Source organism: Streptomyces sp. NPDC088812, assembly GCF_044750285.1.
GTDB lineage: Bacteria > Actinomycetota > Actinomycetes > Streptomycetales > Streptomycetaceae > Streptomyces.
The window spans coordinates 370,561-394,655 of the sequence record NZ_JBIVJP010000006.1 but is presented as its reverse complement, the minus strand read 5'-3'; the positions used below and the strand labels follow the sequence as shown (position 1 = coordinate 394,655).

The 24,095-nt window shown below is 72.9% G+C and carries 17 protein-coding genes; 7 read left to right on the top strand and 10 right to left on the bottom strand.

From position 1 onward, the window contains the following. Positions 1-7: 7 nt before the first annotated feature. From sucD to ACIP67_RS13990, 7 genes are all read right to left on the bottom strand, one after another. Positions 8-892 carry a succinate--CoA ligase subunit alpha gene (gene sucD, locus ACIP67_RS14020; protein ID WP_401691552.1) on the bottom strand — a complete coding sequence of 295 codons (885 nt, stop codon included), beginning with the start codon at positions 890-892 and terminating at the stop codon, positions 8-10. 28 nt (positions 893-920) lie between these two features. Then, entirely contained in the window at positions 921-2,102 is a 1,182-nt protein-coding gene (gene sucC / locus ACIP67_RS14015; RefSeq protein ID WP_401691550.1) for an ADP-forming succinate--CoA ligase subunit beta, read from the bottom strand. 668 nt (positions 2,103-2,770) lie between these two features. Beyond that, positions 2,771-3,175, bottom strand: coding sequence for a hypothetical protein (locus tag ACIP67_RS14010; RefSeq protein ID WP_401691549.1), 405 nt, complete (start codon positions 3,173-3,175; stop codon positions 2,771-2,773). A 158-nt stretch (positions 3,176-3,333) separates the two neighbouring features. Next, the gene (locus tag ACIP67_RS14005; protein ID WP_401691547.1) at positions 3,334-4,332 is read right to left on the bottom strand and encodes a hypothetical protein; all 999 of its coding nucleotides are present in this window, start codon (positions 4,330-4,332) and stop codon (positions 3,334-3,336) included. A gap of 136 nt (positions 4,333-4,468) precedes the next feature. After that, complete coding sequence (locus tag ACIP67_RS14000; RefSeq protein ID WP_401691545.1) at positions 4,469-5,647, bottom strand: vWA domain-containing protein; 1,179 nt, start codon at positions 5,645-5,647, stop codon at positions 4,469-4,471. Further along, positions 5,644-8,232: a DUF5682 family protein gene (locus ACIP67_RS13995; RefSeq protein ID WP_401691543.1), complete on the bottom strand. Its 2,589-nt coding sequence runs from the start codon at positions 8,230-8,232 to the stop codon at positions 5,644-5,646. Before ACIP67_RS13995 ends, ACIP67_RS14000 begins: the two co-directional genes overlap by 4 nt. Before the next feature lie 118 nt (positions 8,233-8,350). Continuing rightward, positions 8,351-9,514: an AAA family ATPase gene (locus tag ACIP67_RS13990; protein ID WP_401691541.1), complete on the bottom strand. Its 1,164-nt coding sequence runs from the start codon at positions 9,512-9,514 to the stop codon at positions 8,351-8,353. A 180-nt stretch (positions 9,515-9,694) separates the two neighbouring features. Between ACIP67_RS13990 and ACIP67_RS13985 the strand changes: the two genes are divergently transcribed. Continuing rightward, complete coding sequence (locus tag ACIP67_RS13985) at positions 9,695-11,053, top strand: SWIM zinc finger family protein (protein WP_401691539.1); 1,359 nt, start codon at positions 9,695-9,697, stop codon at positions 11,051-11,053. A gap of 65 nt (positions 11,054-11,118) precedes the next feature. Beyond that, positions 11,119-12,735, top strand: a complete 1,617-nt coding sequence (locus ACIP67_RS13980) for a DUF5691 domain-containing protein (protein WP_401691537.1) — start codon at positions 11,119-11,121, stop codon at positions 12,733-12,735. A 215-nt stretch (positions 12,736-12,950) separates the two neighbouring features. Here the strand turns inward: ACIP67_RS13980 and ACIP67_RS13975 are convergent, their stop codons facing one another. After that, positions 12,951-13,373, bottom strand: coding sequence for a cobalamin B12-binding domain-containing protein (locus ACIP67_RS13975; RefSeq protein WP_401691597.1), 423 nt, complete (start codon positions 13,371-13,373; stop codon positions 12,951-12,953). Positions 13,374-13,749: 376 nt separating this feature from the next. Between ACIP67_RS13975 and ACIP67_RS13970 the strand changes: the two genes are divergently transcribed. Further along, the gene (locus tag ACIP67_RS13970; protein WP_401691535.1) at positions 13,750-14,640 is read left to right on the top strand and encodes an esterase/lipase family protein; all 891 of its coding nucleotides are present in this window, start codon (positions 13,750-13,752) and stop codon (positions 14,638-14,640) included. 268 nt (positions 14,641-14,908) lie between these two features. Then, complete coding sequence (locus tag ACIP67_RS13965; protein WP_401691533.1) at positions 14,909-16,486, top strand: M23 family metallopeptidase; 1,578 nt, start codon at positions 14,909-14,911, stop codon at positions 16,484-16,486. A 142-nt stretch (positions 16,487-16,628) separates the two neighbouring features. Here the strand turns inward: ACIP67_RS13965 and pcrA are convergent, their stop codons facing one another. Further along, positions 16,629-19,112: a DNA helicase PcrA gene (gene pcrA, locus ACIP67_RS13960; protein ID WP_401691531.1), complete on the bottom strand. Its 2,484-nt coding sequence runs from the start codon at positions 19,110-19,112 to the stop codon at positions 16,629-16,631. Positions 19,113-19,662: 550 nt separating this feature from the next. On the opposite strand from pcrA, the gene ACIP67_RS13955 reads away from it, so the two are divergent. Then, a complete protein-coding gene (locus tag ACIP67_RS13955; protein ID WP_401691529.1) occupies positions 19,663-20,832 on the top strand; it encodes an NlpC/P60 family protein in 1,170 nt (389 codons plus the stop codon). 361 nt (positions 20,833-21,193) lie between these two features. Then, positions 21,194-22,168 (top strand): tellurite resistance/C4-dicarboxylate transporter family protein, encoded by a 975-nt coding sequence (locus ACIP67_RS13950; RefSeq protein ID WP_401691527.1) that lies wholly within the window; start codon positions 21,194-21,196, stop codon positions 22,166-22,168. Here ACIP67_RS13950 and ACIP67_RS13945 read toward each other — a convergent pair. Further along, positions 22,146-22,499, bottom strand: a complete 354-nt coding sequence (locus ACIP67_RS13945) for a hypothetical protein (protein WP_389513425.1) — start codon at positions 22,497-22,499, stop codon at positions 22,146-22,148. The two genes, ACIP67_RS13950 and ACIP67_RS13945, sit on opposite strands and share 23 nt — an antisense overlap. Before the next feature lie 486 nt (positions 22,500-22,985). Between ACIP67_RS13945 and ACIP67_RS13940 the strand changes: the two genes are divergently transcribed. Continuing rightward, positions 22,986-24,065, top strand: a complete 1,080-nt coding sequence (locus ACIP67_RS13940; protein ID WP_401691525.1) for an NlpC/P60 family protein — start codon at positions 22,986-22,988, stop codon at positions 24,063-24,065. Positions 24,066-24,095: the final 30 nt, after the last annotated feature.

Below are 24,095 nucleotides of genomic sequence, written 5' to 3'. Positions count from 1 at the left end.
AGGAAACTCAGCCGGCCAGGATCTCGCGGGCCAGCTTCGCCGTCTCGGTGGGCGTCTTGCCGACCTTGACGCCCGCGGCCTCGAGGGCCTCCTTCTTCGCCTGGGCGGTGCCGGACGAACCGGACACGATGGCACCGGCGTGGCCCATCGTCTTGCCCTCGGGGGCGGTGAAGCCCGCGACGTAGCCGACGACCGGCTTGGTCACGTTCTTCGCGATGAAGTCCGCGGCCCGCTCCTCGGCGTCGCCACCGATCTCGCCGATCATGACGATCAGGTCGGTGTCGGGGTCGGCCTCGAACGCGGCGAGCGCGTCGATGTGCGTGGTGCCGATGATCGGGTCGCCACCGATGCCGACGGCCGTCGAGAAGCCGATGTCACGGAGCTCGTACATCATCTGGTACGTCAGCGTGCCGGACTTCGACACCAGGCCGATACGGCCCGGCTTGGTGATGTCGCCGGGGATGATGCCGACGTTCGAGCCGCCCGGGGTGATGATGCCGGGGCAGTTCGGGCCGATGATCCGGGTCTTGTTGCCCTTCTTGCCGGCGTACGCCCAGAAGGCGGCCGTGTCGTGCACGGCGATGCCCTCGGTGATCACGACGGCCAGCGGGATCTCGGCGTCGATGGCCTCGACGACCGCGTCCTTGGTGAACTTCTCCGGCACGAAGATGACGGAGACGTTGGCGCCGGTCTTCTCGATGGCTTCCTTGACGGTGCCGAAGACGGGTACCTCGGTGCCGTCGAAGTCCACGGACTGACCCGCCTTGCGCGGGTTCACGCCGCCCACGACGTTGGTGCCGTCGCCGAGCATGAGCTTGGTGTGCTTCTGCCCGGTGGCGCCGGTCATGCCCTGGACGATGACCTTGCTGTCCTTGTTGAGCCAGATAGCCATGGTGTGTTGGTGTCCTCGTCCTGAGTGCTTACTTGGCGGCGTGGGCCAGCTCGGCGGCCTTGTCGGCCGCGCCGTCCATGGTGTCGACGCGCTGGACCAGCGGGTGGTTGGCGTCGGTGAGGATCTGCCGGCCGAGCTCGGCGTTGTTGCCGTCGAGGCGGACGACGAGCGGCTTGGTGACCTCCTCGCCGCGGTCCTCCAGGAGCTTCAGGGCCTGGACGATGCCGTTGGCGACCTCGTCACAGGCGGTGATGCCACCGAAGACGTTGACGAAGACGGACTTGACGTCCGGGTCGCCGAGGATGATCTCCAGGCCGTTGGCCATGACCTGGGCGGAGGCACCGCCACCGATGTCCAGGAAGTTGGCGGGCTTGACGTTGCCGTGCTGCTCACCGGCGTACGCGACGACGTCCAGGGTCGACATGACCAGGCCGGCGCCGTTGCCGATGATGCCGACCTCGCCCTCCAGCTTGACGTAGTTGAGGCCCTTCTCCTTGGCGGCGGCCTCGAGCGGGTTGGCCGCGGCCTTGTCGTGGAGCTCCTCGAACTCGGGGTGACGGAACTCGGCGTTGTCGTCGAGCGACACCTTGCCGTCGAGGGCGAGGACATCACCGGAGGCGACCTTCGCGAGCGGGTTCACCTCGACGAGGAGGGCGTCCGACTTGATGAAGGTGTCCCACAGCTTGACGAGGACGTTCGCGACCTTGTCGGCGACCTCGGCCGGGAACTTGGCGGCCTCGACGATCTCGCGGGCCTTGGCCTCGTCCACACCGTCGATGGCGTCGATCGGGGTCTTGGCGACGGCCTCGGGGCGGGTGGCCGCCACCTCCTCGATCTCCATGCCGCCCTCGACGGAGGCGATGGAGAGGAAGGTGCGGTTGGCACGGTCGAGGAGGAAGGAGACGTAGTACTCCTCGACGATCTCCGGAGCGGTCTCGGCGATCATCACCTTGTGGACCGTGTGGCCCTTGATGTCCATGCCGAGGATGTCCGTCGCGCGGGCGACGGCCTCGTCCGGGGTGGCGGCCAGCTTGACACCGCCGGCCTTGCCGCGACCACCGACCTTCACCTGGGCCTTGACGACGGACTTGCCGCCCAGCCGCTCGGTGATCTCGCGCGCCGCCTCAGGCGTGTCGATGACTTCACCGGCCAGCACCGGTACATCGTGCTTGGCGAAGAGGTCCCTCGCCTGGTACTCGAACAGGTCCACGCGCTTCCGTCCCTATCAGTGATCTCGCGGTTCGTTGGATGCGTGGGCGTGCCGCGAAGGGCAACGTGACGACCGCATGTGTCACAAGGGAAGCGCACACGGTGTCCGAGCGCGCGGCATGTCCGTCTCGCAGGTTATCGCTGCTTCCGGGGGCCCTCTAAATCGCACGTCACACCTGAGCGGTGATACCTGTCACATGATGCCTGGTTCACTGGCACGCCGTGCCGCAGGTGAGGGGCCTCACCGGGCTGGGGTTCGCCCGGTGAGGCCCTGAATGCAGCCCCGTAGGGGCTGGGGCGGGTCGTTCTCACCCCAATGAGGACGATCCGCCCGGTCCGCCGGGCCCATGGCCGGACACGGCCGACGGCTTTCGGCCGTCCGGGTCCTTGTGCCCCGCGGAAGCGGATTTCGCGCATTCGTTGGTTGCGCGGGGTGAGCGGTGGGGGGTGGGGGAAGGCGGGGAGTGGTGTGGGGGATGGGGAGGGTGCGGGGTGGGGTCGTTCCCCTGGGCGGAGTGAGCGCTGGGGTGGGAGCGCTGGGGTGGGAGTGGGGACGGACGGTGGTGAGTGGGAGGTGGTGAGGGTGAGTGGGGGTGGTGAGGGTGAGGGTGGCCGGTCAGGAGCCGGGGCGGCTCACGCGCGATGCGCGGCTCGGGCGGGGTGCGCGGCTCAGGCGGGGTGCGCGGCGGAGGGCTCGCCGGCTTCCGCCGCCCACGGGTAGGCCGTGAACACGACGGCCTCGGCCCATCCGTGGGAGAAGCCACCCCTCCCGGTGAGGTCGCCCGCGGACGCGACGACGGACCGGAACGCCTTCGCCTTGGCCGCGGCGAGGGCGGCCCGCGCCGCCCTGGCGCCGAGGACGGCCTGCGCTCCCCTGATGCCGGAGGTCCGCACCGCGCCGGCGACCTCGGCGGACCGGGTCGTCGCACCCGTGCCGCCGGTGCCGGTGCTGAGGGTGCTGCCGGTGCTGCCGGTGCTGTCCGCGCTGCCGGCGTTGGGGCTGGTGGTGCTGGTGGTGCTGGCGGTGCCGCCGGTGGTCGTGGCGGCGGCGGAACGACGAAGGTTCTTGTTCATGCGTGCGTCAGATCCTTAGATCCTCGGGTTCCGAGACTTCGGAAGGCTGGGGACATCCCGGCACCGGAGCGGGCAGCGGAAGCGCTGAAGGGCTCCGGGCGGGCGGGCAGACCTGTCTCCGCCCCCGCGCGGCAGGTCTACGGAGGGGAAGGTCCGCCCTAGCCGGGGAAGACGGGGATGTCCCGGTACCTGTCCCGGGTCTCGGCCGTGCCGGCACGCACGGCACGGCCGGGCACCAGCCGCAGCGGCAGCCGGTCACCGGGGGTCACGGCGTGCGCATCGCCGTGACGTGCCGAGCCGCTGTCGACGACCGGCACGTTGCCCAGCGCACCGTCCGGGTGACCGGCGGGCCCCCGGTGCGCCGGAAGGAGGCCGGCGCGCGCCGACACCTCACCGGCGTGCGCATCCCGTTGCACACACACGTGGGCCACCGCACCCGCCCCGACCCCGCTCACGGCGCTCGCCGGACCGTACGGCAACGCGGTGACGCCCGAACCCGCGTCCGGCGTCGACGCCACGGGCACCGCCGACGTGCCGCCCGGCTGCTCCTCCAGGTCCGACGGCGTCGACGGCAGCACCGGCGACGCCGGAGCGTCCGGCACGGTCGGGAGTGACGGCTGGGAGGGCTCGGACGGCTGAGAGGGCTGGGACGGCAGTGAGGGGAGCGACGGCGCCGAAGGCAGCGTCGGAAGACCCGGCAGGTCCGGAAGAGCGGGAAGGATCGGCAGGGTCGGAAGGTTCGGCAGACTCGGCAGGAGGGGCGAGGAGGACAAGGGCGGCACGTCCACCCGGACCTCGGCCAGCTCCTCCGTCACCGCCCCGACCACCGACGCCACCGGCACCGGCACCGGCACCGGCACCGAGACCGATGCGGACGCGGATGCGGACGCGGTGATGGACACCGGCACCGTTCCCGACACCGACGCATGCGCAGATCCGGACACGGATCCGAACACGGTCACGGTGGTCGACAGGGACGACGCCGTCGATGCCGACGCTCCCTCGGCCGCCTGCGCCTGACCTCCGAAGAGGATCCCGAGCACGAACAACCCGCCCACCAGCAGCGCGCCCCGCAGGGCGGCCCGCAGCACACGCCGACCGGCCGCCGTGCGCGGAACGCGCAGAGCGGCAGCGGGGAACGCGGCAGGCCGGGCCAAGAAAAGGATCCTCCCGTGCGACGAACGAGGTGGGGGAGGCGACGATCCTCGCCGGGGGTGCCGAGATTGCGCAAGCCCCCCGTTACCGATGGGCAGTCATGTCCCTTTTCTCACCTGCGCGATCCTGCCTGCTCCTCTACTCCCCGTCCGGCACGGGCAGCGGACGTTTCTCGATCGCCGCGGCCATCACCTCCGGGAAGAGGTCGGGCGTGCAGGCGAACGCCGGTGTGCCGAGCGCCGCGAGCGCGGCCGCGTGCTCCTGGTCGTAGGCGGGCGCCCCTTCGTCCGACAGCGCGAGCAGCGCGACGAACTGCACCCCCGACGCCTTCATCGCCGCGACCCGCTTCAGCATCTCGTTCCGTATGCCCCCCTCGTAGAGATCGCTGATCAGCACGACCACCGTCTCCGCGGGCCGGGTGATCTGCGACTGGCAGTACGCCAGCGCCCGGTTGATGTCGGTGCCGCCGCCGAGCTGGGTGCCGAACAGGACGTCCACCGGGTCGTCGAGCTGGTCCGTGAGGTCGACGACCGCCGTGTCGAAGACGACGAGCCGGGTGCTGATCGACCGCATGGAGGCCAGCACCGCCCCGAACACGGAGGCGTGGACGACCGAAGCGGCCATCGACCCCGACTGGTCGATGCAGAGGATCACCTCCTTCTTCACGGACCGGGAGACCCGCCCGTATCCGACGAGCCGCTCGGGCACGACCGTCCGGTGCTCGGGGAGGTAGTGCTTGAGGTTGGCGGCGATGGTGCGGTTCCAGTCGATGTCGTGGTGGCGGGGGCGGGTGACGCGCGCGCTGCGGTCGAGGGCACCGGTGAGCGTGGCCCTGGTCCGCGTGGCGAGCCGCTTCTCCAGGTCGTCCACGACCTTGCGCACGACGGCCCGCGCCGTCTCCTTCGTCGTCTCCGGCATCGCCTTGTTCAGGGAGAGCAGTGTGCCGACGAGGTGCACGTCGGCCTCGACCGCCTCCAGCATCTCCGGCTCCAGCAGCAGCGTGGCCAGCCCGAGCCGGTCGATGGCGTCCCGCTGCATGACCTGGACGACGGAGGAGGGGAAGTACGTACGGATGTCCCCGAGCCAGCGGGCCACGGACGGCGCCGACGCCCCTAGCCCCGCCGACCGCTCCCGGCCCTTCGGCGCCCCGTCCCGTCTCCCGTAGAGCGCGCCGAGCGTCCCGTCCATGGCGGCGTCCCGCCCGGACAGCGCGCACCCGGTGCCGTCCGCCTCCTCGCCCCCGAGCACGAGCCGCCAGCGCCGCAGCCGCTCCTGCCGGGACTCCGTCTCTCCCGGATCGGTCCACTCGGTCGTCATCCGCCCGCCCTCACCCCGTCGTTGTCGTCCCGCGGCCGTCCCTCCGCGTCCAGCCCCAGCAGCAGCCGCACCACGGGCAGCACGGCGTCCGCGCGCCCCGCGTCGAGTCCGACCGCGAAACCGGGTCTCCCGTCACCCGCGTCCACGCCGCTCCCCCGTCGGCCGGGACCGCGCCGCACCAGCTCCCCGAGCGTTCTGCGCACCCCCGCCTCGTACGCCGAGAACGTCCTCCGCAGCAGCGGCAGCACATCCGTGAACGCCTCCGTCGGCACCCCCGTCAGCCACCCGTCGACCAGGCTCAGCAGCCGCTCGTCGTGCACGAAGAGCAGCCCGCCGCCGGAGCCGCCGCCTACGAAGCCCTCGATCCAGGCGGCCGCCTCCCCCGGTGGCGTCCCCGGTGACAGCGCCAGCCCCATGAGCCGCGCCGCCTCGTCCCCGTCCACCTCCCCCTCGTCCAGCAGCAACCGCACGGCCCGTCCACGGACGACGCCCGCCACCGCGTCCCGCCCGGACAGCACCCGCAGCACGGTCCGCCAGCGACCCCGCAAGGCGCCGGGGCCGGGGCCGTGGCGCGCCGGGGTGCCGTCCGGCCGCTCCCCTCCCGGGCCGAGCGCCTCCTCCAGCAGCCGCACCGCCCCGTGCACCGCGTCCAGGTGTTCCCGCATCTCCTCGGCCGCCTCGGCGTCCAGCGCGGCGCAGGCCGGGGGGAGACCGACGAAGACCCGCTCGGCGAGGCCCGCGGCGACGCCGGCGAGCGCACCGGTGTCGGTGCCGCGCACATCGCCGTAGCGCAGGGAGCGGACGAGGGCGGGCAGCGCCCGGGCGAGGTGGCCGACGTCGGTGTCGAGCGCCGCCCGGTCGGCGAGGACCCGCATCACCGTGGGCAGTGCCTCCGGCAGACCCGCCAGGAGACAGCGCTCGGCGAGCGCGGTCACCTCGGCGAGGGTGCGCGCTCCCACGGCGTCCGCCTCCGCCTTGGCCGTCGCGGCGGCGAGCACGGTCGTCCCCCACACGCCGGCCTCGGCCACCCGCACGGACAGCTCCGGCTCCCAGCGCAGCCGCCACGTCTCCCGGAAGGTGCCCGTGCTGCCCCGCGAGGCCACCGGCTCGCCCCAGGGGACGCGCAGCAGCCGCAGCCGGTGCAGGAGTCCGCTGCGCTCGGCGTCGTTCTCCCTGCGCAGGTCCAGCTCCGCCTCCCGCTCCACCGCCTCCGGTCTGAGCCGCAGCCTGCGCTGCAGCCGGTCCAGGTCGCGCTGCAACGGCACCGCGGGCGCGGAGCGCGGCACCTCGCCCAGGACGTCCCCGACGACCAGCCGGTCGTACACGAGCGCCAGCGGCACCTCCGACCCCTCGCTCAGCACCGCCCGCACCGCGTCCGTGGTCTCGCTCAGGCCGGGCAGCGGCCTGCCGCGCAGCACGGCGAGCGCCTCGGCCAGCCGTACCGCCTCGATGACGTGCGCCGAGGACACGATCCGGTCCTCCTGCCGCAGCAGGCCCGCCACCTTGGTCAGCCATCGCTCGACCGGCCGGTCCGGCGCGGCGAACAGATGCCCGTACCAGCCCGGTGACTCGACACCGGCGCCGTATCCCCCGGCCCGCGCCAGTCTGCGGTTCGTCCACGGCACCCACGTCAGGTCGGTCTTGACCCTGGGCAGCCCCTTGAGCAGCGCCCGGTCGGCGCCGACGCCGGTCCCGCGCCGCAGCGCGGGCACGTGCCAGGCCCCGCAGACCACGGCCACCTCGCCGTCACCGAACTCCCGCTGCGCCGCCCGCACCTGAAGCCGCATGTACGCCTCCCGTACGGCGTCCCGGCCGTTCCCCGCGTCGCCGTACGTCTCCCGCAGGGCCCCCATCGCCTCCTCCAGCACGGCGAACGGCGCGAACGGGTCCCGCTCCCCCGCGCCCCGGTGCTCGACGACGTCCTCCCACCAGCGTTCGGGGTCGTCGTAGCCGGCCGTGTCGGCCAGCACGGCGAGGGGATCGGCCCGGATCCCGTCCCCGTCCGCGGGCCTCCCCCCGCCCTCCCGGGCCCGCTCGCCCTCCTCCCCGCCGTGCGCGTTCCCCGCTTCCCCCGCGGCCCGCTGGTCCCCGCTGCTGCCTTCGGCTCCGTCACCTCCATCACCTTCGTCACCTCTGTCGTCCCAGGCCAGCGTGTGTGCGGCCGGCAGGTCGATGAAACGGGCCGGAACCCCCTGTTCCAGGGCCCACCGGATCGCGACCCACTCCGGCGAGAACTCGGCCATCGGCCAGAACGCCGACCTCCCGGGCTCGTCCACGGCGTGGGCGAGGAGCGCCACCGGCGGCCGCATGTCCTCGTCGGCGGCCAGCGGGATCAGCGCGTCGGCCTCCGGTGGCCCCTCGATCAGGACGGTCCGGGGCCGCGCCGCCTCCAGCGCCGCCCGGACGGCCCGGGCCGACCCCGGCCCGTGATGCCGCACCCCGAGCAACAGGGCCTCCCCCGCACCGGCCCGTCCGCCGCCCGCCCGCCCCCCGCCGGCTCCCCGGCCGGCCGATGCCCCCGGGACGGCGTCCCCCGCCACCGGCTGGCCGACGTCCGCGTCCACGGCCGTCCCGCGGCCCGTCATCCCGTCCCCCTCCGCCTGCGGGTCCACGTCGTGTCGTCGTCCCCCGGCCGCGCCGGCCACGCAGCCCCGCGGCCCACCGCACCCCTCACGTCCCGCTCCCGGTCGCCGTCGATGCCGCTCATGCACTCACCTCCCGGCAGGCCCGGTAGAAGTCCGTCCAGCCCTCCCGCTCCCGGACCACCGCCTCCAGGTACTCCTGCCACACGACCCGGTCGGCGGCCGGGTCACGGACGACCGCACCGAGGATGCCCGCGGCGACGTCACCCGGCCGCAGCACGCCGTCGCCGAAGTGCGCGGCCAGGGAGAGTCCGTTGGTGACGACGGAGATCGCCTCCGCCGTCGACAGGGTGCCGCTCGGCGACTTCACCTTCGTACGCCCGTCGGAGGTGATCCCGTCGCGCAGCTCGCGGAAGACGGTCACCACCCGGCGGATCTCGTCGATACCGTCGGGCTCGGCCGGCAGCTCCAGGGAGCGGCCCATCTGCTCGACGCGCCGCGCGACGATGTCGACCTCGGCCTCGACACTCGCCGGCAGCGGCAGCACCACCGTGTTGAACCGGCGGCGCAGGGCGCTGGAGAGCTCGTTGACCCCGCGGTCGCGGTCGTTGGCCGTGGCGATCAGGTTGAATCCGCGGACGGCCTGCACCTCCTGCCCCAGCTCCGGTATCGGCAGCGTCTTCTCCGACAGGACGGTGATGAGGGTGTCCTGCACGTCGGCCGGGATGCGGGTCAGCTCCTCGACCCGCACCGTCGTCCCCTCCGCCATGGCCCGCATGACCGGGCTGGGCACGAGGGCGTCCCGGCTCGGGCCGTGCGCCAGCAGCCGGGCGTAGTTCCAGCCGTAGCGGATCGCCTCCTCGGGGGTGCCCGCGGTGCCCTGGACCAGCAGGGTGGAGTCCCCGCTGACGGCCGCGGCGAGGTGCTCGGAGACCCAGGTCTTGGCGGTGCCGGGCACACCGAGCAGGAGCAGGGCCCGGTCGGTCGCCAGCGTGCTGACGGCGACCTCGACGATGCGGCGCGGTCCGACGTACTTCGGGGAGATCACCGTGCCGTCCGGCAGGGTGCCGCCGAGGAGGTACGTGGCGACCGCCCACGGAGACAGCCTCCAGCGGGCCGGGCGCGGGCGGTCGTCCTGCGCGGCCAGGACGGCGAGTTCGCCGGCGAAAGCGTCCTCGGCGTGCGGCCGCAGCACATCACCCCGATTCTCCTCGCTCGGCTGCTTCTGACGTGGTTCCGATGGCAACGGGTCGACGGACGCCGTCGGGTCGACGGGCAGAGACATGGCTGAGGCCCCCTCCAGCTCGGCCGGTTCGGATCTGGTGTCCACCGTGCACCACGGCACTGACAATCCGTTCCGACCTGCGAAAACGTCATCCGGGGCCGGCCGTTGCCGACCGGCTGCCGACCGGCTGCCGACCGGCTGCCGACGCGATTGTCAGTGGGTGGATCTACCTTCGAGGACATGACTCAGCAGGGGGTGCGCTGGACGACGGACCAGGTGCTGGCACTGGCGCCTGACGTCGCGTCGCGCACGGCGGGAAGCAGGCTCGGCGCGGCGGGTCCGTGGTCCGGGACGGGGAGTTCCGACGAGGGGATGGTGTGGGGGCTGTGCAAGGGCAGCGGCAGCAAGCCGTACCGGACGGTCGTCGACGTCGCGGACACCGCGGGGCCTGCGTACACGTGCAGTTGTCCGAGCCGTAAGTTCCCGTGCAAGCACGCGCTCGGGCTGCTGCTGCTGTGGTCCGGCGGGGAAGCCGCAGTGCCCGCGGGACGGACGGCACCGGACTGGGCCGAGGCGTGGATCACGGCACGGCGCGGGCGTACAGGGGAGAAACGGGAAGCGGGGGCGCGGGGTTCCACGGCCGCCTCGGCCGATCCGGAGGCGGCCCGCCGGAGAGCGGAGCGCCGCGCCGAGCGGATCACCGCGGGCGCGACGGAGCTGGAACAGCGGCTGGCCGACCTGCTGCGCTCCGGTCTGGCCACGGCCGAGCAGGCGGGATACGGGCCGTGGGAGGAGACCGCGGCCCGTATGGTCGACGCCCAGGCACCCGGGCTCGCCGCTCGGGTGCGGGAGTTGGGGGCGATCCCGTCCTCCGGCCCCGGCTGGCCGGTGCGCCTGCTGGAGGAGTGCGCGCTGCTCCACCTTCTCGACCGGGGCTGGCTGCACCGCGACCGCCTGCCGGACGCGCTGGCCGCGACGGTCCGCACCCGTGTCGGCCTGCCCGCCACGCCGGACGGACCGCCGCTGCGGGACGACTGGCTCGTCCTCGCCCAGTACGACACGGGGGACGCGAAACTGACGACCCGCCGCGTCTGGCTCCACGGCGCCGCTTCCGGCCGTACGGTCCTCCTCCTCTCCTACGGCGCCGCCGGCCGCGCGCCCGAGCTGGCGCTGCCGGTCGGCCTGGCCGTGGACGCGGAGGTGTCCGCCTACCCGGGCTCGGGGCAGCGGAGGGCGTCCCTGGGCGAGCGGTTCGCCCCGCCCGCCCCCACCGGCGTCCGGCCGCCCGGCGTGACGACGGCCGAAGCCGCGGCCCGCTACGGCGCCGCCCTGCGCGACGACCCCTGGCTGGACTCCGTCCCCGTCACTCTCGGCGGCGTCGTCCCCACTCCCGACGGCACCTCCTGGCAGCTGGCGGACACCGACGGGGACACCGCCCTTCCGCTCACGCCGGCAGCCGTGTCCCGCCCCGGCCTGTGGCGCCTGGTCGCCCTCTCCGGCGGCCATCCGGTCACGGTGTTCGGCGAGTGCGGCCACCGCGGCTTCACCCCCCTCACGGCCTGGCCGGCGGATCGCGGAGAGGCGGTACTCCTGTGCTGAGCGAACACGACCCCGGCCGTTCCTCCGGCGGCCACGCACACCCCCTCGGGACGGAAGGGAACGTCATGAACGGCACCCCGGCTGCCCTCTCCTCCCCGCCGACGGCCTGGGAGGAGCTGGTCACCGCGGCTCTCCTCGGCACGGACCGGCGTACGCCCCCGGGAGCGGCCCCCGGCCGGAACGCCCCGGCCGCCCTGCTGGACGCGGCGGCCGCCGAGACCGTACGGCGTCGGGCCGGTCTGCGGCCGGGGCGGGCCGCGCCCCGGCCGGATCCGGCGCCCGAGGACCCGCGTCCGGCGCTGCCCGCCCCCGCGGCCCGCAGGCTCTCCCTGCTGCTGGCCGACCGCCCCGGCACCGGCGGAGGCGGCCGCAGGGGCACCGCGCCCGATCTGATGGAACTCCTCCCCCAGTGGCTGGCGGTGGCGAACGCCCGGGGGTTCGCCGCACCGGCCGAGGCCCTGCCCGCACTGCTCGACGCGGCCCGGGGCCGGACGGACCTGCGCCCGGCGGCGCTGGAGTTCGCGGGCCCGACAGCCCTGTGGCTGGCCCGGTTCAACCCGGACTGGCGGTTCGCCCTGCGCGCGGCCCCGGGCGCCGGCGCGTCCCTGCCCGGCCCGGCGGAGACCGACCGTGTCGACCGGCTCTGGCAGGAGGGACTGTTCGCCGAGCGGGTCGCGCTCCTCGCGGCGATACGGGCCCACGACCCCGACGCCGGCCGCGCGCTGCTCACGTCCACCTGGCCGACGGAGCGTGCGGAGGACCGGCTGATGTTCCTGGACTCGCTGCGCACCGGCCTCGGCCCCCGGGACGAGCCGTTCCTGGAGCAGGCCCTGGCCGACCGCAGCCGCAACGTCCGGGCCACGGCCGCCGAACTGCTGTCGGCGCTGCCGGGCTCGGCGCTCGCCGCGCGGATGGCGGTGCGGGCCGTCGCGTGCGTGGCCGTCGACCGCACGCGGGACACGCCGGCGATCGTCGTGGAGGCGCCGCACGAGTGTGATGCGGCCATGGAACGCGACGGCGTGGTGCCCAAGGCGCCGCCCGGCCGGGGTGAACGGTCCTGGTGGCTGGGCCAGCTGGTGGAGGCGACCCCGCTGAGCGCCTGGTCGGCGCGCCTGGGCGGCCGTGCTCCGGCGGAGATCGTCGCGCTGCCGGTGGCCGACGACTGGATGGGTGAACTGCACGCGGCGTGGTGCCGGGCCGCCGTCCGGCAACGGGACGCCGGCTGGGCGCGGGCCCTCCTCGGGGTGCCGTCGGCTCCCGAGGCGGGCGGGCCGGGCGCGGTGTCCCTCGCGGAGCGGGCCAAGCTGCTCGGCACTCTGCCGACGGGCGAGAGGGCGGAGTGGGTGGCCGGGTTCATCGCCGCACACGGGCTGTCCGAGGCGTTCCAGCTGCTCGGGGTGTGCGCGGTGCCCTGGGCTCCGCCGCTCGGCCGCGCCGTGGTCGACGCGCTGAACATCGCACGCGACGCGGGGAGCTACCCGTGGAGTTTCAGTGGGGTGATGGGCTTGGCCGAACGGTGTCTCGACCCCGCGGAGGCCGGCCGTCTCGACGGCCTGCTGGCGGTGCCGGACGAATCGGAGGACGCGTCACCCGGGGCGGGCGGCTACTGGGCGGAGGCGTTCCAGAGGCTGAGGACGACGTTGCGGCTGCGCGCGGTGATGGCGGAGGAGCTGGCCCCGTGACGGCGCCGTTGCGTTCGCGCCACGGGCACCCGCCCGCACACGGGGCGTCGGCGCCCCGGGCCGCCGACGCCGTTGCGTCCACGCCACGCACACCCGGCCCCACCGCCGGCGCCCTTACCTCCACGCCGGAGGCACACGTCCGCGCCGCCGACGCCGTCCCGTGCGCGCCGAGCATCCCAGCGCCGCGTCGGCAGGCACGTCGGACGGGCGTCGGCTCACCCGCCGGAGGCGGCCGGCTGGCGGGCGTTTGCCCGCACCCACTCCACGATCGAAGCCGTCGTCGCCCCGGGCGTGAAGATCTCCGCGACGCCCTTCTCCTTCAGCGGTGGAATGTCCGCCTCGGGGATGATCCCCCCGCCGAAGACGAGGATGTCGGCCGCGTCCCTCTCCCCGAGGAGTTCGATCACGGCGGCGAAGAGGGTGTTGTGGGCTCCGGAGAGGATGGACAGACCGATCGCGTCGGCGTCCTCCTGGATCGCGGTGTCGACGATCTGCTCGGGAGTCTGATGGAGCCCGGTGTAGATGACCTCCATGCCGGCGTCGCGCAGCGCCCGCGCGATCACCTTGGCGCCACGGTCGTGCCCGTCGAGTCCCGGCTTGGCCACCACTACGCGGATCGGACCGGCTGCCACACCCATCACTGCCTCCATGAAGCGACTCCATCCATCCGTATCCCTTCCCTGCGTCCCGAGCGGTACCACCACTCCGGCCGAGGAAAGTGAACGAACGTTATCTCCAGCATCCCGCAACCGGCAGTTTCGCGGCACGCGGCGAGGGGGAAATCACACACTGGGACACGTTCACCGCACGCGGTTCTTTTTCGCCCAGAAGGGGAACCCGAGGAGGAACCGCGTACAACGGGAGCCGCAACGGGGTTTCCGCACCGCCGCGTCGCAGGCCGCGCGCCGTGGCGATGCGGCGCATCGGCGACGGACGCCGGCCCGCTCCGCCGCGACTTCCCCTAGGGCACACGGGGGACAGAGGCGTCCTCGGCGTGCCGACAGGAGGTCGGCCATGCAGGTCACGCGGATGGTGCAGCCCTTACTACCGTGGTGCCGGCGTTTGCTGCCGGACAGGCCCGCGTCGCTCTCCGTGACCCTCCTGAAGGCGACCGCGCTGGACATCGCCGTCCTCGCCGGACATCTGATCCTCTACCCCTCCGGCATCACCCCGGAACGCCGTGGTGAAGCCGCCCCTCCACCGCCCGCGGCGGGCGGCGCCGAGGACCTGGCCCGGCTGCCCGCCCGGCCGCCGCCCCCGGTCGTCCTGCTGCACGGCTTCATCGACAACCGCTCCGTCTTCGTCCTGCTGCGCCGCAGCCTCGCCCAGCACGGCAGGCACCGGGTCGAGTCACTCAACTACTCTCCGCTGACCTGCGACATCCGCATCGCGGCGGAGCTGCTGGGCCGGCACATAGAGGAGATCTGCGAGCGCACCGGCAGCGACCGGGTCGATGTCGTCGGGCACAGCCTCGGCGGTCTGATCGCCCGTTACTACGCGCAGCGGCTCGGCGGTGACGCGCGTGTACGCACCCTGGTCACCCTCGGCACCCCGCACTCGGGCACCCGGGTCGCCCGCCTGGCGAACGCGCACCCCATCGTGCGCCAGATGCGCCCCGGCTCGGCGGTCATCGAGGAGCTGTCCCGGCCCGCCCCCGGCTGCCGCACACGCTTCGTCGGCTTCTGGAGCGACCTCGACCACCTGATGGACCCGCTGGAGACGGCCCGGATCGACCACCCCGACCTGCTGACCGAGAACGTGCGGGTGAGCGGCATCGGCCATCTCGCCCTGACCGTGCACCCGGCCGTCGCGACCGGCATACGGCAGGCCCTCGACGACGAGGGGACGGGACGCGCCACGCTCAGCCCGACGGCCGGGCACGCCGACGGCCTGACGGTGGCCTAGAGGACTCCCGGCCAGGACTCCCCACCGCACCGGCCCGCACAGCGGTCGGCTCCTTCTTCCGCCCTCTTTCCGTCCTCTTTCCGTCCTCGAATGATCGAACACTCTTCGAACATAGGGCCAAGCTCGCGTCCACCCTCCCCCGAAACAGGGCCGATTGCCCCTTTCCCGCGAGCACGAAACCTGACGAAGATTGTCGTGCCCGCGTACCGCCGGGTACAGTCGCCGCACTGCTCTGGCAGCCCCTGTCGTCGAGGCGAGAGAGAAGTTGGTGAACGATCGTCACCCGTCGGGGACCCTGACCACCCCGGCTCCGGCTTCCGACGCAGACGCGGCGCACTACGCGCCGTACAGCTCCACGGAAGCCCAGTACGGCGATTTCACCAGCCACGACGCGTACGACACCGGCGCGCACCCCACCGGCCACTTCGCGGCCGACCCCCTCTTCGGCAACCTTCCCGGTGACGGCGCCTCCACGGGTGCGTACGACGCCGGCCAGTGGTCGACGGGCAGCCACCAGACCCTGAACTACGACCCGTACGCGGCCCAGCACCACGCCGCCTACGACACGGGCGCGTACGACACCACCACGTGGACCACGGGCCACCAGCAGGCGCCGGACCAGCAGCCGCTGTCGGCCATCCCGCACCAGGCGACGGCGGCCGACACCAGCGGGCAGTGGGACGCGAGCGCCTGGCTCCAGCCCGACGGTGCCGGCGGTCCCGCCGCCGACCAGACCCGGCAGTGGGAATGGGGCACGCAGGCCTTCGACACCGGTGCCTACGACGCCACGCAGTGGAACTCCGACGGCGCCGACGCCCCGGACGCCGAGGCCTTCGAGCCGCGCGCCGAGCCGCCCTTCGACCAGCAGGGCGCCACCACCTTCGAGCAGGGCGACTACCGGCAGCCCGACTTCGAGCGGACGGACTTCGAGCGGACGGACTTCGAACACGGCGCCTACGACGAGTCGGCCGCGTACGAGGAACACCCTTCGACCGAGGGAGAGTTGACCGCGACGGGCGAGCTGCCCGCCGTCTCCGCGTCCCCCCTCCTCGACGACCAGGAGGACGTCGCCCCGGCCCCGACCTCGCGCGCGGCCGCCCGCAACTCCGGCCGCTCCCGGCGTCGTACGCCCCCGAAGCGTTCCGCGTTGCTGACGGTGGCCGTGCCCTCGGCCTGTGTCATGGGCGTCGCCGGTATCGCGGCCGCTTCCGTCGGCACCCTGACCGGCGACGACAAGGACACGTCGGCGGCCGCGTCGGACGCGCAGTCGGTGAAACCGTCCGCCGCCAACAACAAGCTCGACACCCAGCTCGAGACCCTCACCGCCGAAGCCGACGACTTCGCCGACCGGGCCAGCCGGACGCAGGAACGTATCGACCTCAAGGCACAGCAGGAGGCCGAGAAGAAGAAGGCGGCGGCCGAGGCGGCCCGCAAGGAGCGGCTGCGCCCCAAGTACGCCCTCCCGGTCAGCCAGCACGGACTCAGCGCCTACTACGGCCAGGCCGGCGTCAACTGGATGTCCCAGCACACCGGCATCGACTTCCCGGTCTCCTACGGCACCACGGTCATGGCCGCGACCGACGGCACCGTCCGCACGCAGTGGAACAGCGCCTACGGCAACATGATGATCGTGACGGCGAAGGACGGGACGGAGACCTGGTACTGCCATCTCTCCAGTTACCGCGTCGCCTCCGGGACGACCGTGAAGGCCGGCGACCCGATCGCGTACTCCGGGAGCTCCGGCAACTCGACCGGCCCGCACCTGCACTTCGAGGTCCGGCCGAGCGGCGGCTCGGCGATCGACCCGCTGTCGTGGCTGCGCAGCCACGGCCTCGACCCGACGTAACCCGGCTCCGACCGGCCCTCGGGCTCCCCCCTACAGTCGTTCGGGAACCCGTGCGGCTTCCGAGCCCCCGCCGTACGAGCGGGGGCTCCTTCCGTGCACATGCCCGGCCTTCAGGCGCGGGCGCGGCTCCCGGCCAGAGCCGCTAGAGCTTTTCCACCGGTGCGTACCGCAGCAGCAGCCGCTTCGGCTTGGTGTCGCCGAAGTCGATCGTCGCCTCCGCGTTGGCGCCCGTGCCCTTCACTCCGACGACCGTACCGAGCCCGAACTGGTCGTGTGTGACGCGGTCGCCGACGGCCAGTGAGACCACCGGCTTCTCCGCGGTCCGCCGCGTGGCGAAGCCGGACGCGCCGGACGCCGAGGAACGCGACCGGGACGAGGACAGCGAGGCCGCCACCCCGGACACCGGACCCGAGGACCCGCGCGAGGCCGCGCCCGTCCGCTTCCAGTCGACATGGGTGGCCGGGATCTCCTCCAGGAAGCGGGAGGGCGGGTTGTACGACGGCTGCCCCCAGGCGCTGCGCATCGCCGACCGGGTCAGGTAGAGCCGCTCCCGCGCGCGGGTGATCCCGACGTAGGCCAGGCGGCGTTCCTCCTCCAGTTCCTTGGTCTGACCGAGGGCGCGCATGTGCGGGAAGACACCGTCCTCCATGCCGGTCAGGAACACGACGGGGAACTCCAGGCCCTTGGCGGTGTGCAAGGTCATCAGGGTGATGACCCCGGAACCGTCCTCGTCCTCGTCGGGGATCTGGTCGGAGTCGGCGACCAGCGCGACCTGCTCCAGGAAGTCGGCCAGGGTGCCGGTGTTCTCCTCGCCGCGTTCCTGTTCGAACTCCAGGGCCACGGCGGCCAGTTCCTGGAGGTTCTCGATCCGGGTCTCGTCCTGCGGGTCGGTGGAGGCCTGCAACTCGGCGAGGTAGCCGGTGCGTTCGAGGACCGCTTCGAGGACCGTCGCCGGGCCGGCACCCGATTCGACGATCGTGCGGAGCTCCTCCATCAGCGCGTTGAACCGCTTCACGGCGTTCGTCGAGCGCGCGGCCATGCCGTACGCCTCGTCGACGCGCTTCAGCGCCTGCGGGAAGCTGATCTTCTCGCGCTGGGAGAGGGCGTCGATCATGGCCTCGGCGCGCTCGCCGATACCGCGCTTGGGCACGTTGAGGATGCGGCGCAGCGGGACGGAGTCCTCCGGGTTGGCCAGGACCCGCAGGTAGGCGAGGACGTCCCGGACCTCCTTGCGCTCGTAGAAGCGGACACCGCCGACGACCTTGTAGGGCAGGCCGACGCGGATGAAGACCTCTTCGAAGACACGGGACTGGGCGTTGGTGCGGTAGAAGACGGCGACGTCGCCCGCCTTCGCCTCGGCGGCGTCCGTGAGGCGGTCTATCTCGTCGGCGACGAACTGTGCCTCGTCGTGCTCGGTGTCGGCGACGTAGCCGGTGATGCGCGCGCCCGTGCCCGCGTTGGTCCACAGGTTCTTGGGGCGGCGGGACTCGTTGCGCTCGATGACCGCGTTGGCCGCGGAGAGGATGGTCTGCGTGGAGCGGTAGTTCTGCTCCAGCAGGATCGTCGTCGCGTCCGGGTAGTCCTCCTCGAACTGGAGGATGTTGCGGATCGTCGCGCCGCGGAAGGCGTAGATCGACTGGTCGGCGTCGCCCACGACGCACAGTTCGGCGGGCGGTACGTCGTCCTCGGCGGGCGGTACGTCGACGGGGTGCCCGGCGGTGCCCACGAGCTCGCGGACGAGGGTGTACTGGGCGTGGTTGGTGTCCTGGTACTCGTCGACCAGGACATGACGGAAGCGGCGGCGGTAGTGCTCGGCGACGTCGGGGAAGGCGCGCAGCAGGTTGACCGTCGTCATGATCAGGTCGTCGAAGTCGAGGGCGTTCGCCTCGCGCAGCCGCGACTGGTAGAGGGCGTAGGCCTGGGCGAGGGTCTTCTCGAAACCGTCGGCGGCCTGGGCGGCGAAGTCCTCCTCGTCGATCAGCTCGTTCTTCAGGTTGCTGATCTTCGCGCTGAAGGACTTCGGCGGGTAGCGCTTGGGGTCGAGGTCCAGATCACGGCAGACCAGGGCCATCAGGCGCTTGGAGTCGGCGGCGTCGTAGATCGAGAACGAGGACGTGAAGCCGAGCTTCTTGCTCTCGCGGCGCAGGATGCGCACGCACGCGCTGTGGAAGGTCATCACCCACATCGCGTTCGCCCGCGGGCCGACGAGCTGCTCGACGCGCTCCTTCATCTCGCCCGCGGCCTTGTTGGTGAAGGTGATCGCGAGGATCTCGCCGGGGTGGACGTGCCGCTCGGCGAGGAGGTGGGCGATGCGGTGGGTGAGCACGCGCGTCTTGCCGGAGCCGGCGCCGGCGACGATGAGCAGCGGGGTGCCGGAGTGGACGACGGCGGCGCGCTGGTTGTCGTTGAGCCCCTCCAGGAGCGCGGCCGCGTCGATCACCGGGCGCGGGGCGCCGTCGCGGTAGTGGGCGTCCCGGTCCGGGGGCACGTCGAACTGCCCGCCGAACAGATCGTCCGGGAACGACTCCGGAGCGTGGTCGTCCTCGGGCGGTGGCGGAGGTTCCTCCTCGTGGCCGCGCGGGGCCTGGAGGTCCGCCAGGAAGCTGTCGTCAAAGAGGCTGCTCATCGCTCTCCGAGTCTAGGGTGCCCCACCGACAACCGGCCGCCGTCCCGAGAACATCCCGCTTCCCCTCGCCGCCCGGTCCGCCGGGGCGGCAGGGGCGCGGCGGCACCCACTGACCGGATCCGAAGCGTCACTGTTCGCATCCGACCGTTTTCCCGCCCCCATGAATACGAGCAAACCATCATCTATCGGTCCAGTGTTGCCCGGGTTCAGCTCCGCCCGGCCGAAGGTCACGAAAATGTATCGGGCATATCACCCAGCAACCTTCACAGGCACCACACGAGTTGGTTACCGTGCCGGGCAGGCCGTACGACCCCCACCGGCGAACCTCGCCGGGCCGCACGGCCTCCGCCGAATCCTGCGCGCCCCCACGTGGCAGCCGGAGCCGGGGACCCACCGAGATCCCGGGGTGAATCGGTCCGACTCCCTGCGGGGACAAGGCCGTAGGGCAACCCTTCCGACCGTCCGCCCGAACCCTCCCCCAGCGCCTGAACGGCCTGGGGGTACCCCCACCGCTAACCCGGTAGGCGGAACATGGAAGGAGTCGCCTCCCTTGGCGTCGCAGCACCGCAAGCCGCGCCTCTCGGGTACGCGCGTAGCAGGCATACGCACACCCGCCCTCGCCACCGCCGCCCTCACCTCGGTGGCCCTGCTCTCCCAGACGGCCAACGCCGCGCCCTCCACCGACGGCAAGCCGAGCCTGGAGGAGGTCGAGAAGAAGGTCGACGACCTGTACCGCCAGGCGGAGTCGGCCACCGAGAAGTACAACGCCGCCAAGGAGAAGACGACCAAGCAGCGCAAGCGCGTCGACGCCCTCCTCGACGACGTGGCCCAGCGCACCCAGAAGCTCAACGAAGCGCGGGAGCAGCTCGGTTCCTTCGCCGCCGCCCAGTACCGCACCGGCGCCTCCGCACCCGACACGGCGACCTTCCTCCTCGCGGACTCCCCGCAGGACTACTTCGACCAGACCCAGCTGATGGGCCGGCTGACCGAACGCCAGAAGGACGCGGTCGACGACTACGTCACCGAGCAGTCGGAGACCATGAAGAAGCGCCAGGAGGCCACGCAGAGCCTCGAGACGCTCACCGACTCGCAGAACGACCTCAAGACGGCCAAGGCCACGGTCCAGAAGAAGCTCGGCACCGCGCGCTCCCTGCTGTCGCAGCTGACGGCGGAGGAGAAGGAGCGGCTCGCCGCGATCGAGCGGAAGAAGCAGCAGGAGGCCGCCCGCAAGGCGGCGGAACTGGCCGAGCAGCAGGCGGCGGAGGCGGCGGCCGCACAGCAGGAGAACGGCGGCTCCTCGGACACGAGCGGGTCGTCGGGCACGTCCTCGTCGTCCTCCGCGTCCACGGACGCCTCGTACACCACCAAGGCCGAGAAGGCCCTGGCCTTCGCCCGCGCCCAGATCGGCAAACCGTACGTCTGGGGCGCCACGGGCCCCGAGTCCTACGACTGCTCCGGCCTCACCCAGGCCGCCTGGAAGGCCGCCGGCGTCACCCTTCCGCGCACCACCTACGACCAGGTCGACGCGGGCACCACCGTGTCCCTCTCCGATGCCCTGCCGGGTGACCTGATCTTCTTCTACGACGACGTCAGCCACGTCGGGATCTACATCGGCAACGGCATGATGATCCACGCTCCGAAGCCGGGCGCGTACGTGCGGGAGGAGTCGGTGTACTACGACGGGGAGTCATCGATCCACAGCGTGGTGCGACCGGCCTGACCTGGCTGCCTGACCTGGCTGCCTGGCCGGGCTGCCTGGCCTGCCGGTCCTGACCTGCCCGACCGGCCGCCGGGCGGCCGCCGGGCGGGCGGTCGGCGGCGGCGGGCGGCGGTCGGCGGTCGGCGGTCGGCGGTCGGCGGTCGGCGGTCGGCGGTCGGCGGTCGGCGGTCGGCGGTCGGCGGTCGGCGGTCGGCGGTCGGCGGCAGTATGGGTTACTGGCGGACGGGCCACTACGGACCTTCCCTCTCCGACCGCCCGCCGCTGGCAGAGGGCCGCTCCTTGTCCTGCGCCCGCGCGTAATTCCCCGCTCCTGCGCGCGTGCCCCCGCGCGCGCCGCCCGGCGCTCCTTACCATCGGCCGCATGCCCCGCTCTTCCCCCCTCCGCGCCTGGTGGGCGCAGCGTCCGCCGGCGGCCGGGGCCGCTGTGATGGCGACCGGCATCCTGTCGATCGGCCTGAACCTGACGGGGCACGACGTGCTGTCCCTGACCGCCCTGGCGCTGGCGGGGGCCGGCTGGGTGGCCCTGGCGGTGGACTCCGCCGTACGGCTGCTGCGGGAACGCGAGCGGTGGCGGGCCGAGGCGGGGACGCCGGCGGGTCTGACGGCCGTCGCGGCGACCACCGTGCTCGGCGCCCGGATCTCCGCGCTCGGCTGGCAGCCGCTCGCCGAGGCGCTGCTGGCGCTGGCGGCGGTGCTGTGGCCCGTGCTGCTGGTGGAGGTCATGAGGCATTGGGAGCGGCGCATGCCCGGGGCGGTGTTCCTGTGTTGTGTGGCCACACAAGGGCTCGCCGTGCTGGCCGCGACGCTCGCGCGGGCCGAGGCGGAGGCCTGGCTCGCCCGCGCCGCGCTCGTCCTGTTCTGGCTCGGCCTGGCCGTCTACGTCGTGACGCTGGCCCGGTTCAGCCTGCGGCAGGTGGCCGAGGGCGCCGGGGACCAGTGGGTGGCGGGCGGCGCGCTCGCCATCTCCGCGCTGGCCGGCGCGAAGCTCCTGCTGGCCGAGGGCGGCGGGCTGTATCTGTGGAACGTGGACGACGCCGGCGTCCTGCGCACGGTGACCGTCGCCCTGCTCGTCCTGGCTCTGCTCTGGTACGCCGTGCTGCTCGTCGCCGAGCTGTGGTGGCCGCGCCCCCGCTACGACATGCGCCGCTGGTCTACGGTGTTCCCGATGGGCATGACGGCGGTCGCCGCCCTGTCCGTCGCCGACGCCGTCGACGCCCCGTGGCCGGAGGGTCCCGGTCAGGTGCTGCTGTGGATCGCGGTGGCGGCCTGGCTGGCCGTCGCCGCGGGGGCGCTCGTGGCCGCCCGTGCCTCCGTCAGGTCCACAGGACGGCGATGAAGATGTTGGCGACGGTCAGCAGGCCGACCAGTCCGAACAGGGGCTTCTCCACCTTCTCGTCGTCCCGCTTCACGTAGACGAGTCCGAGGATCACGATCAGCAGGGCCAGCTTCACGCCGATCTTGATGTTGTTGACCTGCTGGTCGTCGGCCTGGTTGAGCCCGACCAGCACCACGCCCGTGACCAGCATCGTCGCCGCGCCGTGCAGCATCGCGGGGACGAACCGGGCCGTGCCCCGGCCCATCGCCTTCATCTGCGTGAGGAAGCCGCCGAGCAGCGCGGCGATGCCGATGATGTGGAGGCCGACGAAAAGATGGATGAGTAGGTCCATGGAGCCGGATGCTAACCAGCCGCCCGGCCAGCGCTCGACACCACCCCCGCCCCTCCCGGTCGCGACACTTGCATATATGCGTCCCATAGCAGCCCGTCGCCCGGATGTGACCCGATTGCACCGCATCGGTCAGCGCGCCGCACGAAGACGATTCCTTCGGACCGGGTCACCGGGCACGTCCGGTCGCCAGGCTGTCCGCTCGGGTCACTTCCGCACATCGCGTTACCGGACCGACACCGACAGGCCTAGCGTCCTGCCCCAGGTGACCGGCTCCCCACCGCCGCCCCGGCCAGGGACGGCAGCCGGGCACCACCGCCGAGAGTCCGGCGGCGGCCCCGCTCCCCCGTGCGGGCCGCCGCCGGACGCGTCAGCCGCACCCCGCGGCCGTACGTCCGTCCGCTCCCCCGGCGGGCACGGGCCCCACGCCCCGGCCCGCCTGACGGCCGTACCGACGAGGCGGTCGTACGAAAGGACGTGCAGTCCCACGTGGCAGCGCACCGCAAGCCCCGTCAGCGCTCACTCGGCGGCCATACCCTCCGCACGGCGGCCACGCTCGCCCTCGCCGGAGCGGCGGGCGCGACGGCCTTCGACGGAACCGGGCACGCCGAGCCGGACCCCACACCGGCGGAGGTGAAGGCCAAGGTGGACAAGCTGTACCAGGAGGCGGAGGCCGCCACCGAGAAGTACAACGGCGCGCAGGAGGAGGCGACGGCGGCCGAGGGACGGCTGACGGCCCTGCAGGACGAGGCCGCCCGGAAGGAAGCGCGACTGAACACGGCGCGGGAGGCACTGGGCACGGTGGCGGCGGCGCAGTACCGCAGCGGCGGGCTGGACCCGGCGGTGCAGTTGGCGCTCTCCGACGACCCCGACCGGTACCTCGACGGCGCCGCCTTCGTCGAACGCGCCGGCGACCGTCAGTCCGCGGCCGTCAACGGCGTCCAGAAGCAACTGCGGGAGATCGAGCAGTTGCGCGGTGCCGCCCGCGTGGAACTCACCTCCCTCAAGACGCGCCGGACGGAACTGAGACGGCACAAGGAGACGATCACCGGCAAGCTGGACGCGGCCCGCCGTCTGCTGTCCCGGCTGACGGCGGCGGAACGCTCCCGGATGCTGACGGACACAGGTGACGCGGCCGGCGGCACCCGCGCCTCACGGAGCTCGGCCGGCGCCCGCGCCACCCTCCAGGCCCCCGGCTCCACGACCACCGCCGCGCCCACCTCCCGTGCGGCGGCCGCCGTCTCCTACGCCTACGCCAAGCTCGGCAGTCCGTACGTGTGGGGCGCGACCGGCCCGAACGCCTTCGACTGCTCGGGGCTCGTCCTGGCCGCGTACCGCTCCGCGGGCGTCTCCCTGCCCCGCACGACCTATGCCCAGATCGACGCCGGGCGCCGCGTCTCCCGCTCCGAACTCCTCCCGGGAGACCTGGTGTTCTTCTACTCAGGCATCACCCACGTGGGCATCTATGTCGGCAGCGGCCGGATGATCCACGCACCGAACCCTTCCGCCCCGGTCCGCGTGGCACCCCTCGACGAGATGCCGTACGCGGGGGCCACCCGCGTGGTGTGACGGCGTGTGGGACACACTGTCGGGCCAACC